A 15753-nucleotide genomic window follows, 5' to 3' on the forward strand; every position below is an offset into this window, starting at 1 on the left:
TTACCCAAATACATTATATAATATATATTTATGAAAACAGGAAAAAAATTCATCCCGATTTTATGCTGTATCAGCATTGCACATTTCTGTTCTGCGCAACAAATCGAATGGAAATACACAACAAATACCGACCGATGGCAGAACGAACATAATGTAACCATTTCCAAAGCCCAAAATCAGGTTAAATATGATGTTCTGATCACCCCCTACAAAGAACAGGTAATCGATGGTTTCGGAGGGTGTTTCAACGAATTGGGTTGGGATGCACTTAATCTTCTCGATCCTCAAAAGAAACAGGAGGTACTGAACTCTCTATTCCACCCTACTGAAGGAGTATGTTTTACTTACTGCCGGACACCCATAGGTGGAAATGATTTCTCCCGAAACTGGTATAGCCTGAATGATACGGAAGGCGATTTCAAAATGAAAAATTTCAGTATAGAACGAGATAAAGAAGCTCTTATCCCCTATTTAAAATCAGCATTAGCGATAAACCCGGACATGAAATTATGGGCTTGCCCTTGGAGTCCACCTACTTGGATGAAAACAACCCGTCACTATGCGACCAAGCCGGGTGATCATAATGACCTCAAAGACGAAAACCAAGTAGCGGCAGACGATCACTTTATTCAAGAAAAGAAATACCTCGATGCTCATGCTCTTTACCTGTCGAAATATATCAAGGCTTATCGCAAAGAAGGAATAAATGTATCGATGTTACAATTCCAAAACGAGCCTTATTCCCGTCAACAATGGCCGAATTGTCTGTGGACTCCCGAAGCAATGCGGAATTTCATAGCTAATCATTTAGGTCCGTTATTTAAAAAAGAACTCCCAAATGTAGAATTATGGCTCGGCACACTCAACTGTAACCGTATGGAAGACGTGAACCACATAATGAACGATCCTAAAGCCAGAAAATATATTAAAGGTATCGGATTACAGTGGGAAGGTAAAGATATTATTGCTGAAATTCACAGAAAATATCCGAAAATAAGATTGATGCAAACCGAAAACGAAGCCGGAGGCGGAACTTTCGACTGGGGTGCGGCAGAACATACATTCGATTTGATCAGAAAATATATCGGTGGCGGAGCAAATGCCTATATGTACTGGAATATGGTCTTACAGGATAAAGGGACGAGTACTTGGGGATGGAGTCAGAATGCGATGATCGTTATCGATTCCAAAACGAAACAGATCAATTACACTCCTGAATTTTATGTTATGAAACATCTCAGCCATTATGTAAAACCCGGAGATCACAAACTGAAAACATTGGGGCAGGATGAAAACTTATTAGCTTTCAGAAATAAAGAAGGAAAAACAATAATTCTCGTTGCCAATAAAGAAGACAAAATCAAAAATATGACGGTTTCAATCAACGGGAACGTATTGAATCTAAGTCTCAAACCGAAATCTTTCAATACTTTATCTATAAAACTCTAAAAAAACGATTATGAACATTAAATCAATATCCACAGCATTTTTATCGGTCATTTTCTGTGCCGGAATTTCTGCTCAAAAAGTTGAATGGAAATACTCTACTCAAGATAATTATTGGAAAAACGGAAAGGGAATAAAATGGTCGGATACTCCGGAACAAACAGGAGAAATCATCCGCATATCAAATGAAAAAGCACAATATATAGATGGCTTGGGGGGGACATTCAATGAGCTCGGATGGGATGCTCTATGTACTCTTCCCGAAGAAAAAAAGAATGAAATTCTTTATAATTTGTTCAGCCCGCAAGAATCCAACTATACCTACTGCAGAATGCCGATAGGAGCAAGCGATTTCGCCATGAATTTCTACTCACTCAACGATGTTGCCGACGACTTCGATATGATTAATTTCAGTATCGACAGAGACAGGCATATATTGATGCGTTATATTAAAGAAGCTCAAAAAATACATCCGGGACTGAAAATTTGGGCATCACCTTGGTGTCCGCCGGCATGGATGAAAACTAATAATCACTATGCCAGCGAATATGATAACAGCCCCGTCAATCATAACGGATTACCGCAAAAAAGAGCACTAGAACTGCCTACCACCGGATTTAAGATGCAACCGGGATATTTAGATGCCTACGCTCTCTATTTCACCAAATTCGTTCAAGCTTATGAGAAAGAAGGTATCAAAATTGAAGCTATTAATATTCAAAATGAGCCCTGTTCTACCCAAAAATACGCCAGTTGTACTTGGCGTCCTGAAGATATGGCATACTTCATCGGTAAGTTCTTAGGTCCGAAATTCGAAAAAGAAAACATTCAAACCGAAATCTTTTTCGGAACGATCAACCGGGACAACCCTCAATACACCAAAACAGCTCTCGATGATCCTATTGCATCGAAATATATCAAAGGAGTAGGATTTCAATGGGACGGAAAAGGAGCAATACCGACTATACACAAAGAATATCCACATCTGAAAATGATGCATACCGAGGCCGAATGCGGTAACGGATCGAATGACTGGGGCGCAGCAGAACATACGTGGTGGCAAATCAGTCATTATTTAAGAAACGGAGCTCGGGTATTTACCTACTGGAACATGATACTCGACCAAAACGGAATAAGCCCGTGGGGATGGAAACAAAACTCGCTGATTACTATCAATACCGAGAACGGAGATGTCATCTATCATCCTGAATTCTATTTGATGAAGCATTTGTGTCATTATATCGTTCCCGGAGCTTATCGATTGCAAACTCCGGACAATCAAGAAAATATTCTCGCTTTTGAAAATCCTGACGGAAAAATCACGGTATTAATCGTAAACCGAGACAATCAGGAAAAGAACATTTCTCTCTCACTCAAAGGGAAATATCTCAATCTAAAAGTAAGCCCGAAATCTTTCAATACATTAAATCTATAATCCCACCTGCTTATGACAAAAAAAATGAATTTAATGCGAAAAGCACTGTCTGGAGTCGGTCTATTCATGGCTTTAACACTTCATGCCCAAAACGAACAACCGTTATACAAGGACATGGATGCTCCTATTCATGACAGAGTTATGGATCTCCTTTCCAGAATGACAGTCGAAGAGAAAGTATCGTTAATGATACACAATGCTCCAGGAATTCCTCGATTAGAGATAGACAAATATTATCATGGCAATGAAGCGTTGCATGGAATCGTTCGTCCCGGAAAATTTACCGTATTCCCTCAAGCAATCGGTATGGCAGCCTCATGGAATCCTGAACTGATATACAAAATATCGACTGCCATCTCTGATGAAGCTCGAGGAAAATGGAATGCATTAGGATTAGGAAAAAAACAACTCGACGGTTCGAGCGACCTGCTCTCGTTCTGGTCTCCTACGGTAAATATGGCTCGCGATCCCCGCTGGGGACGTACACCTGAAACTTATGGAGAAGATCCCCATTTAACAGGAACTCTCGGATGCGCTTTCGTAAAAGGGCTGCAAGGAAATCACCCCAAATATCTGAAAGCCGTAGCAACACCCAAACATTTTGCGGTAAATAACGAAGAGCATAATAGATCACGCTGTAACGCCATAGTGTCGGAACGTGACTTGCGGGAATATTATCTTCCCTCATTTGAGAAATGTATCGTAGAAGGTAAAGCTCAATCGATTATGACTGCCTATAATGCTGTCAACGGAATCCCTTGCACGGTAAATACCTACCTGATGAAAAAAGTCCTCCGTCAAGACTGGGGATTTCAAGGTTATATAGTAACTGACTGCAGTGCTCCTGCATGGATGGTCACTCATCACAAATACGTAAAAGATTATGAAACGGCTGCTGTACTGATGGCTAAAGCCGGATCGGATATGGAGTGTGCCGATAATGTATATACACAGCCGTTATTGAATGCATATTATAACTATCGAGTAAGTGATGCCGACATCGACTCCATTGCTTATCATTTGCTTCGAGGACGTATGCTACTCGGACTATTCGATGATCCGGAACAAAACCCTTACAACAAGATAAGCCCCGAAAAAGTCGGATGTAAAGAGCATCAAGAATTAGCTCTCGAAACAGCTCGACAGAGTCTCGTGTTGCTGAAAAACGAAAATAACTTCTTACCGATCAATCCGAAAAAAATCAAATCGATCGCCGTGGTAGGGATCAATGCCGATCGTTGCGAATTCGGTGATTATAGCGGAACGCCGGTTAACGAGTCTGTAACGGTACTCGAAGGAATAAAAAGACTGGTAGGAGATCAGGTGAAAGTGGTACATGCGCCATGGGTATCCAGTGCGACAGGTTATGAACCTATTAATAAAAGTTTCTTCCCGAACGGATTAAAAGCCGAATATTTCAATAATAAAAATCTGGAAGGAACTCCGGCTGTCCGCACTGAAGAAGAGTTATACTATGACCCGGTAAACAGACCGCCAGATCCGTTTCTTCCGAAAGCTCCGATGTCGGCAAGATGGACAGGGGATCTGCTCCCGACCGTTTCAGGGGAATACCTGCTTACTCTAAAAACCGATGACGGCTGCCGTCTATATTTAGATGACAAAAAACTGATCGATTCTTGGGTAGATCGTCCTGCCACAGATGATAAGGTGTTGGTAAACCTCGAAGCCGGAAAAAGATATAAAATCAAAGTTGAATATTTCGACGGCGGAGGCGATTGTTTTGCCCGTCTTTATTGGAAAGCTCCCGACCTCGATAGCCGTGACCGTATAGATATGTTTGGCGAAGCGGGCAAAGCAGCTAAAGAGTGTGACGTCACTGTGGCCGTATTGGGTATAGATAAATCTATCGAACGAGAAGGTCAAGATCGATATACGCTCGAATTACCGGCTGATCAACAAGAATTTATCCGGGAAATATATAGGATAAACCCCAAGACAGTAGTCGTACTGGTTGCCGGAAGCTCTATCGCAATCAACTGGATAGATGAAAATATTCCTGCAATTATCGATGCTTGGTATCCCGGAGAACAAGGAGGAACAGCCGTTGCCGAAGCCTTGTTCGGGAAATATAACCCGGGCGGACGCTTGCCGTTGACTTTCTATAATTCGATGGACGAATTGCCTCCATTCGATGACTACGCCATCAAAAAAGGCCGCACTTATCAATACTTTACCGGTAAACCGCTATATGAATTCGGATATGGACTCAGCTATACCAAATTTAATTACAGAAAACTGAATATTGCATCAAAACAGGACACGATCAACGTGCAGTTCTCAATCTCGAATACCGGTAAATACGATGGGGACGAAGTCGCTCAAGTATATGTGCAATATCCCGAGACCGGAACATACATGCCGATCAAGCAATTGAAAGGTTTTAAAAGGGTTCATGTCAAAAAAGGACAGACTAAAAATATATCTATCTCAATCCCGAAAAAAGATCTTCGCTATTGGGATGAAAAAACGAGAAAGTTTGTAACGCCTTCCGGCAGTTATATTTTCCAAGTAGGAAGTTCTTCTCAGAAAATTAATTTACAACAAACTTTTGCTCTGTAAATGTTACTTTATCGTTATCAGGTGCACACATACCTGATAACGATAGACCGAAGCACTGTATAATACAAACTAAAACACAATTATCATGAGAAAAAAACTGTTATTCATATCATTACTTATAACAGCGATAGTAGGAACATCGGTTTCCACTGTTTCTGGAGCAAATGCTAAAAAGAAGAAAAAGGGAACACCGGTGACTTTAGGTCCGAATCCCTTTATTACACACATGTTCACAGCAGACCCGTCGGCCCATGTATGGAAAGACGGACGCTTATACGTTTACCCCTCTCACGATGTAGATCCTCCTCGCGGATGTGACCTGATGGATCGTTACCACGTCTTTTCTACCGATGATATGGTAAACTGGAAAGATCACGGAGAGATACTGAATTCGAGTCAAGTTCCTTGGGGACGTCCCGAAGGTGGTTTTATGTGGGCTCCCGACTGTGCATATAAGGATGGTACATATTACTTCTATTTCCCCCACCCGAGCAGTTCAGATGTGCACTGTTCCTGGAAAGTCGGAATCGCGACAAGCAAGTATCCGGCAAAGGACTTCAAAGTACAGGGATATATAAAAGGTATCGATGATGCTTGCGGAATGATCGACCCGTGTGTATTTGTTGACGATGACGGACAAGCGTATCTTTATCACGGCGGTTGCGGAAGAATTATCGGTGCCAAAATGAAAGACAATATGATGGAACTGGCGGAAAAACCGCGTAGCATGGAAGGTTTGAAAGATTTCCATGAAGGAGCCTGGGTACATAAAAGAAACGGAATTTATTATCTGATGTATTCCGACAATGTTCCCCATCCTGAAGGAAACCGGCTGGTTTATGCTACCAGTACAAATCCATTAGGGCCATGGACCTACCAAGGTGTAATTCTGGAAGCAACAGGTTCAGGTACAAGTCACGGATCTATCGTAGAATACAAAGGCGAATGGTTTCTCTTTTATCATAACAGCGATCTTTCCGGTGGAAAACACGAATTACGTTCTATTTGCGTAGACAAACTATATTACAATCCCGATGGAACCATCCAATTAGTAAGACAAACCAAAGGTACTCCTAAAAAATAATAAGATTCAATACGAATAAAATAACAAAAATTACACTCACTATCATTTTCAAATACCGGATATTTTCCTAAATAGGATATATCCGGTATTTTCATCAGAGTCTATCTAAATTTTACTATGAATACTTTTCCGATACTTTTTTAAGAATCATCACCAAATGATTCCAAAATTTTTCAACAGCAGGAATATGCATCTTTTCATCCGGAGAATGAACACCTCTCAGTGTAGGACCAAAAGAAATCATGTCTAAATGCGGATATTTCGTTAAGAAAAGACCGCACTCCAAACCTGCATGAATCGCTTTTACCTCAGGAGTTACATGATACAATTCTTCATAAGCAGCTACCGCAATATTTAATATCTCAGATTTAAGATTAGGTTTCCAACCGGGATAACCTTCCCCATGTGTAGCCGCTGCACCTGCCAATGTAAACACGCTTTCTACACGGCAAGCTATTTCTTGCTTCAAAGATTCTACCGAACTCCGCTGGCTGGTAGCAACAACAATTTGGTCTTCTCCCACCATTTTTACAGAAGCTAAATTGGTCGAAGTCTCGACAAGTCCGGGAATATCACGACTCATAGATATTACACCATGAGGACAAGCATTCAAAGCATTTATTAAAGCAAAAGTCGTTTGACGATCGATACAACGATCCTGATGCCCTTCCGACTCCATCGTAATTTTCATATTCGGTTCTACGGTAGATAATTCCTCTTCGATAATAGAGTGGAAAAGATTCAGATCTACTCGAATTTTTTCTTTCTCATTTTTAGGAACACCGATAACAGCCGATGCTTCACGAGGAATTGCATTCCGCAGATTTCCACCTTCGATACGACATAGGACCATATCATACTTCTTAGAACATCTGCATAAGAAACGGGCTAAAATTTTATTGGCATTACCCAATCCCTTATCGATATCACTACCCGAATGACCTCCTTGCAAGTTAGAAATACTTACCCGAAAATAAAAATAATCGGCAGGTGTCATCGTCGGTTTATAGGTAAAAGTAGAAGTTGTATCTATCCCTCCGGCACAGCCTATGAAAATTTCAGCTTCATCTTCAGAATCGAGATTAAGCAAATAGTCTCCTGAAATAAAACCTTCTTTCATTCCAAAAGCTCCGGTCAATCCGGTTTCCTCATCTACGGTAAATAATGCTTCCAAAGGACCGTGCTGCAAATTATCCGAAGCTAACACGGCCAATGATGCAGCCATCCCGATTCCGTTATCCGCACCTAAAGTCGTACCTTTGGCACGTACCCACTCTCCGTCGATATATGTTTCTATCGGGTCATTCTCAAAATCATGAATAACATCCGAATTTTTCTCACATACCATATCCATATGCGATTGTAAAATCACTCCGGGAGTCGATTCAAATCCTCGAGTTGCAGCTTTAGCAATAACAATATTTCCCGTTGCGTCTTCTTTCGCATCCAAGTGATGTTCACGTGCAAAATTCAATAAAAAAGCACGTATCTTTCCTTCTTTCTTCGAAGGTCTGGGAACTTTTGTTATTTCATCAAAATAGTGCCAGATCAACTCCGGCTTTAAATCCTTTACATCCATAGTCTTCTTTATAAAATATTAAAATCTTGAAATTATTTCTAAATCACTTCAAAAGAATATACCGCATTATCCTGATACGATGTTCTCTTTCCTCCTATTTATGTCCCGTTTTTTTCTTAACCACATACCGGAAATAATGTTAAAAATATCTGTTTATCCGATATAATAGCCAAAATACGAACGAGAATCCTGTTAAATCAGAGTTTCTTCTTATATTTGCAATACAAATATAATCAAAATGTGGAATACGATACTTCTTACTATGGCGATTGTTGCTTTGGCATTTATTCTTTTAGGAATAAAGGTAATATTCGTTAAAGGCGGCAAATTTCCGAACACACACATCGGAGCAAACAGGGAGATGAAAAAAAGAGGTATTTCATGTGCATTATCAACCGACTCTGTCGATCGTAATAGAAAACAGTTGGCAGATTTATTAAAAGAAAAATAAAACATAAAGTTAGTAATAAAATTCAAAGTTATGAAGATTAGCAGACCCTTTATTCATTCTGTTTTAGCATTCGCTATTGTTATGTTGTTTGTTCAGTGTAACAAAAAAAATAATACGACTGAAAAATCAGCTGAAACACCTGCTGCACAAACTACCTCTATTTCAGGCAAATTGCCTATCGCATACGTTAATATAGATTCTCTATTACAAAAATATAACTATGCAAAAGATTTAAACGAATCGTTATTACGCCGCGCTGAAAACTCACGCGCCAATGTTAACGAGAAAGGCCGCCAATTAGAAAAAGAAATGGCCGAATTCCAGCGAAAATATCAGAATAATGCATTTCTTTCTCAAGAACGCTTGCAACAGGAGCAACAACGACTAATGAAAAAACAACAAGAATTACAAGAATATATTCAGCGTCTCGAAGATGAAAATATGCGCGAACAGCAAAAAATGCTGAGCCAAATGAATGACTCTATCATCAACTTTATTCACGAATACAATAAAGACAAAAAATACGAAGCTATTCTTAACAATGCCAGTACGCTTTATATAGATCCGTCTTATGATATCACAAACGAGATTGTCGATCTGTTAAATAAACGATACGTAAAAAAATAAGAATAGGATTTCTTATAAAAAGAACGCGGTACAAAAAAATATGTATCGCGTTTTTTATTATCCCTATTATTCCCTCATGTAAATTCCGGAAACAAACCTGCCCGATTTTAAACCCGAAGCTCTTGCCGAAAAAAACAAGTCATTATGAATTTTGGTACATAAACCGGCAATTTCAATATGTTTTTTCACTACACCGACACTACACAAGTCGGTATGGTTAGCTTTCCATAAATCGATATGATACTTCCCTGTAACAGGATGCCGAGCACTTAATTCATCTATATTAGAATATGAGTTTTTAAACGCTTCATATACTTCATCTCCGACCTCGAACTGTTCATATCCTATCGACGGACCTATTGCTGCATAAATATCGGCAGACAAAGAACCGAAATGAATAGACATACTCCGAACTGCTACAGATACAATATGCTGCACAGTTCCTCTCCATCCGGCATGAATTGCCGCAATACACTTTTTAACGGGATCATATAACAATACCGGGACACAATCGGCAGTAGTCACACCGATACAGACTTCAGGCATATTCGTAATTAAAGCATCCGATTGAGAAACGGCTTCTTTTTGCTCATCAGAAGACATCTTCAAAAAGTGGTCATCGACAATTGCAATTCCGCTGCCATGCACCTGGCGAGGAAGAATAAAATGTCCCGGAGCAATACCAAGCGTCTCTCTAAGAATATTTCTGCGTTCTAATACACGGGACACAGCTTCTCCGGAGTGTACTCCTAAATTAAAAGATGAGTAAGGATTCCCTTCAATAACACCATTACGAGTCGTAACAAAATTGAAAATGCCGTCAAACGAATTTAACGATTCGAAAGACAACATTTCTATATCTCCTACTTTTATCGGTTTCATTCGTCCCAATCATATTCCTCATAAGCCTCCTCTTCCTCATCGTCATCATCACCGGCAAGCAACAACTCATCCTCCTCTTTTACCCGATGACTGATATCCAAATTACGATGGGTCAATGGAGCAGCCTTATTATCCTCCTTATTTAATTCTTCCCACAAAATATCCTTTAATTCGGTAATTCCCTGTCCCGTAACAGAAGATATAAACACATACGGAATACCCGGAAGATCAGCTTTTAATGCCTCCGTAAGTTCTTCATCCAGCATATCCGATTTAGTAATAGCTAACACCCGATGCTTATCTAATAGTTCAGGATTGAAATTTGCTATTTCATTCAACAATATTTCATATTCTTCCCGAATATCTTTCGAGTCTGCCGGAACCATAAACAATAATAAAGCGTTTCGCTCTATATGTCGGAGAAAACGTAAACCTAAGCCTTTCCCTTCACTTGCGCCTTCTATAATACCCGGTATATCAGCCATTACAAAAGAACGATTATCTCTATACGAAACGATTCCCAAATTAGGTTCTAATGTAGTAAAAGGATAATCTGCAATTTTAGGTTTCGCCGCAGAGACTACCGATAAGAGTGTAGATTTTCCTGCATTGGGAAAACCGACCAACCCGACATCTGCCAACAATTTCAATTCCATTATGACAGACTTTTCTATTGCCGGCTCTCCGGGCTGCGCATAACGGGGTGTTTGATTTGTTGCCGAACGGAAATGCCAATTACCCAATCCTCCCCGACCACCTTTTAACAAAATAACCTCTTCTCCGTGTTCCGTCACTTCACAAAGGAATTCTCCGGTTTCAGCATCGAACACAACCGTACCGCACGGAACTTCTATGATCTGATCTTCTCCATCCTTTCCGAAACTGCGGCTTGCTCCACCCGAACCGCCGTGACCGGCATACACATGACGTGAATATTTAAGGTGTAAAAGAGTCCAATAGTTCCTGTTAGCTCTTAATATTACATGACCGCCCCTACCTCCGTCACCCCCGTCAGGGCCGCCTTTGGTAATAAACTTCTCACGGTGCAAGTGTGCAGATCCTGCCCCACCCTTACCGGAGCGACAATATATCTTGACATAATCAACAAAATTAGATTCGGCCATAAATTCTCTATTTTACGATTTTTATTTATAAATCAATCTCTTAAATTGCAAAGATAATGCTTTTTCGCCCGCTTATCCAAAACAGACAAAAAAGAGGCTGCAACTCATCGCGATACGCTCTGAATACAGCCTCTCTAAAATTCTCGTTTATTTAGAGGTTATCTATCTCTTTTTCAATAGCTGAAAAGATAGATTCGATAGTTCCCATTCCGTGAATAGCTTTATATTTCTTTTCATTAATATAATAATCTTTCAACGGTGTAGTTTGATTGTGATATACATCTAAACGGCTCTTTATCGTTTCGAGGTTATCATCCGAACGACCAGATACTTGACCGCGTTTAATCAAACGATCGATCAACTCCTCTTCTTCGACTTCAAGACCTACGACAGCAGAAACCTCTGCTCCCCGTTCTTTCAACATCGCTTTCAGGGCTTCGGCTTGAGGAATCGTACGAGGGAATCCGTCAAAAATAACACCGTTTTTCGTTTCTTCATTCGAATCCAGCACTTTAGCTAACATATCGATAATGAGTTCATCCGGAACTAATTGTCCTTTGGAAATATAACCTTCAGCTATTTTCCCCAATTCCGTACCATTTTTCATTTCAGCTCTCAAAACATCTCCCGTAGAAATGTGAAACAAGCCGTACTTTTTAATAATCATATCGCTCTGAGTACCTTTTCCCGATCCCGGAGCTCCAAAAATTACAATATTCAACATACTTATATCGGTTTATTTGTGCACTTTATTGCCACCTTTTCACCGTATTAAAATTTTAAGGTCAAAGATTATTAATCCGCAATCACATAAATATCTTTCAAATTACGACCCTGTTCGTCATAATCCAACCCATAACCCACAATAAAATCATTAGGAATCTCAAGCGCTGCATAATCAACATGTACATCGCATTTCAGTGCTTTCGGTTTAAAAAGCAAAGTCGCGATTTTCACCTGCTTCGGTTCTCTTTCTTTCAACTGATTAATAATCCGTTGCATCGTAAAACCCGTATCGACAATATCCTCAACGACTATTACCGTACGGTCTTTGATATCCTCATCCAATCCATGAATAATCTTTACGACACCTGTCGATTGCGTACCGGAATAAGATTTCATGCGCATAAATGTGATTTCGCTTTCGATCGTTATTTCTCGTAAAAGATCTGCAGCAAAGACAAATGCTCCGTTCAAAACACAGATAAACAGAGGATTTTCCCCAGCTAATTCGTTATTGATACGAGCAGCGATATTTTCTATAGCAGCTTTAATTTCCTCTCGCCGGATATATGGCCTGAATGTTTTGTCTTTAATCTGAATAGTGTCCATCGGATCTTGGATATGTAATGAATTTATAGTCGGCAAAGGTATAACAAATATGCCTATTGCAAAAAATAAGCGACTATTTTTCTCTTCGGACAAACGTATTTTTAGGCTATTTCACTCCGTGCATTTTCCCGGTAAGCCACCTGCTAACCGCCAATAAGAATAATCCGAGTAAAATAGAAGTAACTGCAATAACGGCGAAAATACTCATCGCTCCCAACGATACGAAAAATGAAGCGATAAAACCAGCTGTTATATTCGCAAAGAAACTACTCAGCATCCAAACTCCCATCATCAGAGAAGCCAGCCTGACAGGGGATAATTTCGATACCATAGAAAGACCTATCGGGGACAGACAAAGCTCGCCCATCGTATGCATCAGATAAGTACCCAAAAGCCACAATAAATTAGCTTTTACAAGAAGTGAAGCATCATCTCCACCTCGTTGCCACACAGCCCCAAGCATCAAAACAAACCCTAATCCCAGTAAAATCATACCCATAGCCATTTTCACCGGTATCGAAGGATTCTTTCCCCTTTTAGAGAGAAATCCCCAAAACATAGAAAATAAAGGAGCTAACAGAATAATAAAAACAGGATTTACCGACTGAAACCATTCCGTCGGAATAACAAACCCTAAAACATTCCGATCAATGTATTTGTCAGTATAAAGGGTGAGAGAACTACCCGCTTGTTCAAATCCAGCCCAAAAGAAAATACAAAAAGCTACAAGAATAAAAATAACCATCGTCCTGTCTTTTTCCTCTTTGGTTAACGGTTCTTTTTCCACATTCCCGTCTTCATCCTTTTTTAACGCCGGTTCTTTACAAAGATCACCGAGGAAACGGTTCGACAAGAAATTATAGCATATCTGTCCCAACATCATCCCGAGTCCGGCAGCAACAAATCCCCAACGATACCCGTAAGTAATAGCCAAATATCCTGTAATCAAAGGTGCTATAAGTGCCCCTACATTAACGCCCATATAAAAAATCGTATAGGCAGAGTCTTTTCTCGGATCATCAGGTTTATACAAGTCTCCGACGATAACCGCAATATTCGGCTTAAAAAAGCCGTTTCCTATAATCAATAAAAACAACCCCAACGATAAGAATACAGGATCGGCCTTTGCGGCCAAACAGAATTGCCCGATCATCATCGTAATACCTCCGATCGTTATCGATTTCCGTTGCCCTAAATAATTATCGGCAAGCCAGCCTCCTATCAACGGAGTGAAATAAACAAACCCTGTAAAAAAGCCATAAATAAGACTCGCTTGCCTGGCATCGAATCCTAAGCCTCCTTCCATTGCCGTCTTAGTCAAATACAAAATAAGCATAGCTCTCATGCCATAATAACTAAAACGCTCCCACATCTCCGTAAAGAACAAAAGGTACAGACCTTTTGGATGTCTCATTATACTCGTACTCATAAAAAATAGCTATCTTTGTTGATATTTGAGCGGCGAAATTAGACAAAAGTTCTATATTTATCCAATTTTAAACGATTTATTTTGTAATTATCTTTTTTACATTGCAAAATTCAATATAAAATGAAAATATTCTTTACAAACGAAACAAAGAAACTCGATCGGTTTACTATTGAAAACGAACCGATCAAGTCTATTGATTTAATGGAACGGGCTGCTTCATCAGTCACATTCGAAATCATATCCAGATGGAAACGCAACACTCCGGTTGTCGTCTTTGCAGGACCTGGGAATAACGGAGGCGACGCACTCGCTGTCTCCCGAATGTTGATAGAGGAAGGCTACACCCTCAGCATATACCTGTTTAACCCGCTTCAAAAACTGTCTCAAGACTGCCTTAAGAACAGAGACCGTTTACAAGCAATAGAAGGAATAAAATTCTCAAAATCGGTAAAACAATCCGATTCGACAAACACATTCCCTCACAGCGGCTCACACTTCACGGAGATTATAAACGAATTTATCCCTCCGACACTGACTAAAGGAACACTTGTTATAGACGGATTATTCGGATCTGGATTGAGCAAACCTCTTTCCGGAGGATTCGGGTCTGTGGTACAATATATCAATTCTTCTGATGCAACTGTCGTGTCTATTGACCTGCCATCAGGACTTTTCGGGGAAAACAACATAGAAAATATTCCCCGAAATATTATTCAGGCCGATCTCACGATCACATTTCAATATCCCAAATTAGCATTCATGTTTGCCGAAAACGAACAATTCACCGGAGAATGGAAAATTGTCGATATCGGCATTCATCCTGATGTTATCGAACAGACAGAAACCAAATACTACTATATCGAACCGGATGAAGCTGCTCGCATGGTAATGAAACGAAGTCGCTTCGTAAGCAAACATAATGTAGGACATGCCCTATTAATTGCCGGGAGCAAAGGAATGATGGGAGCGGCAATACTGGCTGCACAAGCTACACTACACACAGGAGCAGGGCTGGTATCGGTTCTGTCGGCTGCATGCGGAGAAAGAATTCTTCAAACAGCTGTACCGGAAGCGTTATTTATTGCCGATAAACAAGATTCTCATATTTCCGATATAGTTTTAAATAGATCTTATTCCGCAATTGCCGTCGGTCCGGGTTTAGGTCGCCACGAAGAAACCGCCCGGGCGTTTTACAAATTGCTCGGACAAATAAAACGCCCGATAGTATTGGATGCCGATGCACTGAATTTGTTGGCGGGACATACAGAATTGATCGAAAATCTTCCGAGAAATTCTATCCTGACCCCTCATCATCTGGAGTTCGACCGATTATTCGGGAAAAACGACACCTCTTATGAGCGGCTGAACAAAGCAAGGGAAATAGCAACTCGCTATCATATAATCATTGTCTTAAAAGGGGCTAATACCGCTATCGTCACACCGAAAGGCGATGTGCTCTTCAACAGTTCGGGAAATGCAGGAATGGCTACTGCCGGGAGCGGAGATACTCTGACCGGAATGATCACAGGATTGTTGGCTCAAGGTTACCACCCGATACCGGCTGCAATCTTAGGCGTTTTTCTTCACGGAACAGCAGGAGATCTGGCAGCAGAGAAAGATTCTCAGGAATACATAACTGCAGGAGACATTATTTCCCAAATAGGACAAGCATATAAAAAACTGCATAATTACAGAGTTTAATCTGATATTCAGTATTTTCATTCACAAATTAATTTTATATTTGCATGTGGGTAAAATTCGTATATTATGAATAAAAAAACCGA

Annotated in this window: 13 protein-coding genes; 7 read left to right on the plus strand and 6 right to left on the minus strand. The window is 40.2% G+C overall.

The window, feature by feature from the left end:
- Window positions 1-30: 30 nt before the first annotated feature.
- The 4 genes from Q0093_RS07560 (at window position 31) to Q0093_RS07575 (ending at window position 6545) form a co-directional block, all read left to right on the plus strand.
- On the plus strand, window positions 31-1449 hold the full coding sequence (locus Q0093_RS07560) for a glycoside hydrolase family 30 beta sandwich domain-containing protein (protein WP_294178604.1): 1419 nt from the start codon (window positions 31-33) through the stop codon (window positions 1447-1449).
- 10 nt (window positions 1450-1459) lie between these two features.
- Complete coding sequence (locus tag Q0093_RS07565; RefSeq protein ID WP_297929420.1) at window positions 1460-2881, plus strand: glycoside hydrolase family 30 protein; 1422 nt, start codon at window positions 1460-1462, stop codon at window positions 2879-2881.
- A gap of 66 nt (window positions 2882-2947) precedes the next feature.
- Window positions 2948-5461 (plus strand): glycoside hydrolase family 3 protein, encoded by a 2514-nt coding sequence (locus Q0093_RS07570; RefSeq protein ID WP_297929517.1) that lies wholly within the window; start codon window positions 2948-2950, stop codon window positions 5459-5461.
- Window positions 5462-5546: 85 nt separating this feature from the next.
- The gene (locus Q0093_RS07575; RefSeq protein WP_297929422.1) at window positions 5547-6545 is read left to right on the plus strand and encodes a family 43 glycosylhydrolase; all 999 of its coding nucleotides are present in this window, start codon (window positions 5547-5549) and stop codon (window positions 6543-6545) included.
- Between the two features lie 115 nt (window positions 6546-6660).
- Here Q0093_RS07575 and Q0093_RS07580 read toward each other — a convergent pair whose 3' ends face one another.
- On the minus strand, window positions 6661-8124 hold the full coding sequence (locus Q0093_RS07580; RefSeq protein WP_297929425.1) for an aminoacyl-histidine dipeptidase: 1464 nt from the start codon (window positions 8122-8124) through the stop codon (window positions 6661-6663).
- Between the two features lie 238 nt (window positions 8125-8362).
- Between Q0093_RS07580 and Q0093_RS07585 the strand changes: the two genes are divergently transcribed.
- Both Q0093_RS07585 and Q0093_RS07590 read left to right on the plus strand, forming a co-directional pair.
- Window positions 8363-8575: a hypothetical protein gene (locus tag Q0093_RS07585; protein ID WP_294178611.1), complete on the plus strand. Its 213-nt coding sequence runs from the start codon at window positions 8363-8365 to the stop codon at window positions 8573-8575.
- A gap of 30 nt (window positions 8576-8605) precedes the next feature.
- Window positions 8606-9202, plus strand: a complete 597-nt coding sequence (locus tag Q0093_RS07590) for an OmpH family outer membrane protein (protein ID WP_294178612.1) — start codon at window positions 8606-8608, stop codon at window positions 9200-9202.
- A 66-nt stretch (window positions 9203-9268) separates the two neighbouring features.
- Here Q0093_RS07590 and pgeF read toward each other — a convergent pair whose 3' ends face one another.
- From pgeF to Q0093_RS07615, 5 genes are all read right to left on the minus strand, one after another.
- A complete protein-coding gene (gene pgeF / locus Q0093_RS07595; protein WP_297929427.1) occupies window positions 9269-10084 on the minus strand; it encodes a peptidoglycan editing factor PgeF in 816 nt (271 codons plus the stop codon).
- The gene (obgE, locus tag Q0093_RS07600; RefSeq protein ID WP_297929429.1) at window positions 10081-11208 is read right to left on the minus strand and encodes a GTPase ObgE; all 1128 of its coding nucleotides are present in this window, start codon (window positions 11206-11208) and stop codon (window positions 10081-10083) included. Before obgE ends, pgeF begins: the two co-directional genes overlap by 4 nt.
- 151 nt (window positions 11209-11359) lie before the next feature.
- Window positions 11360-11932: an adenylate kinase gene (locus Q0093_RS07605; protein WP_297929431.1), complete on the minus strand. Its 573-nt coding sequence runs from the start codon at window positions 11930-11932 to the stop codon at window positions 11360-11362.
- Window positions 11933-12003: 71 nt separating this feature from the next.
- Window positions 12004-12540, minus strand: coding sequence for a hypoxanthine phosphoribosyltransferase (gene hpt, locus Q0093_RS07610; RefSeq protein ID WP_297929433.1), 537 nt, complete (start codon window positions 12538-12540; stop codon window positions 12004-12006).
- Window positions 12541-12646: 106 nt separating this feature from the next.
- The gene (locus Q0093_RS07615) at window positions 12647-13969 is read right to left on the minus strand and encodes a peptide MFS transporter (RefSeq protein ID WP_294178621.1); all 1323 of its coding nucleotides are present in this window, start codon (window positions 13967-13969) and stop codon (window positions 12647-12649) included.
- Between the two features lie 120 nt (window positions 13970-14089).
- On the opposite strand from Q0093_RS07615, the gene Q0093_RS07620 reads away from it, so the two are divergent.
- Window positions 14090-15670: an NAD(P)H-hydrate dehydratase gene (locus Q0093_RS07620; protein ID WP_297929435.1), complete on the plus strand. Its 1581-nt coding sequence runs from the start codon at window positions 14090-14092 to the stop codon at window positions 15668-15670.
- The last annotated feature ends 83 nt before the right edge of the window (window positions 15671-15753 follow it).

This window comes from uncultured Coprobacter sp. (assembly GCF_947855755.1).
Classification (GTDB): domain Bacteria; phylum Bacteroidota; class Bacteroidia; order Bacteroidales; family Coprobacteraceae; genus Coprobacter.

Coding starts and splice junctions, on each gene's coding strand:
- Q0093_RS07560 (WP_294178604.1), top strand. CDS start 31: ATGAAAACAGGAAAAAAATTCATCCCGATTTTATGCTGTATCAGCATT.
- Q0093_RS07565 (WP_297929420.1), top strand. CDS start 1,460: ATGAACATTAAATCAATATCCACAGCATTTTTATCGGTCATTTTCTGT.
- Q0093_RS07570 (WP_297929517.1), top strand. CDS start 2,948: ATGGCTTTAACACTTCATGCCCAAAACGAACAACCGTTATACAAGGAC.
- Q0093_RS07575 (WP_297929422.1), top strand. CDS start 5,547: ATGAGAAAAAAACTGTTATTCATATCATTACTTATAACAGCGATAGTA.
- Q0093_RS07580 (WP_297929425.1), bottom strand. CDS start 8,124: ATGGATGTAAAGGATTTAAAGCCGGAGTTGATCTGGCACTATTTTGAT.
- Q0093_RS07585 (WP_294178611.1), top strand. CDS start 8,363: ATGTGGAATACGATACTTCTTACTATGGCGATTGTTGCTTTGGCATTT.
- Q0093_RS07590 (WP_294178612.1), top strand. CDS start 8,606: ATGAAGATTAGCAGACCCTTTATTCATTCTGTTTTAGCATTCGCTATT.
- pgeF (WP_297929427.1), bottom strand. CDS start 10,084: ATGAAACCGATAAAAGTAGGAGATATAGAAATGTTGTCTTTCGAATCG.
- obgE (WP_297929429.1), bottom strand. CDS start 11,208: ATGGCCGAATCTAATTTTGTTGATTATGTCAAGATATATTGTCGCTCC.
- Q0093_RS07605 (WP_297929431.1), bottom strand. CDS start 11,932: ATGTTGAATATTGTAATTTTTGGAGCTCCGGGATCGGGAAAAGGTACT.
- hpt (WP_297929433.1), bottom strand. CDS start 12,540: ATGGACACTATTCAGATTAAAGACAAAACATTCAGGCCATATATCCGG.
- Q0093_RS07615 (WP_294178621.1), bottom strand. CDS start 13,969: ATGAGTACGAGTATAATGAGACATCCAAAAGGTCTGTACCTTTTGTTC.
- Q0093_RS07620 (WP_297929435.1), top strand. CDS start 14,090: ATGAAAATATTCTTTACAAACGAAACAAAGAAACTCGATCGGTTTACT.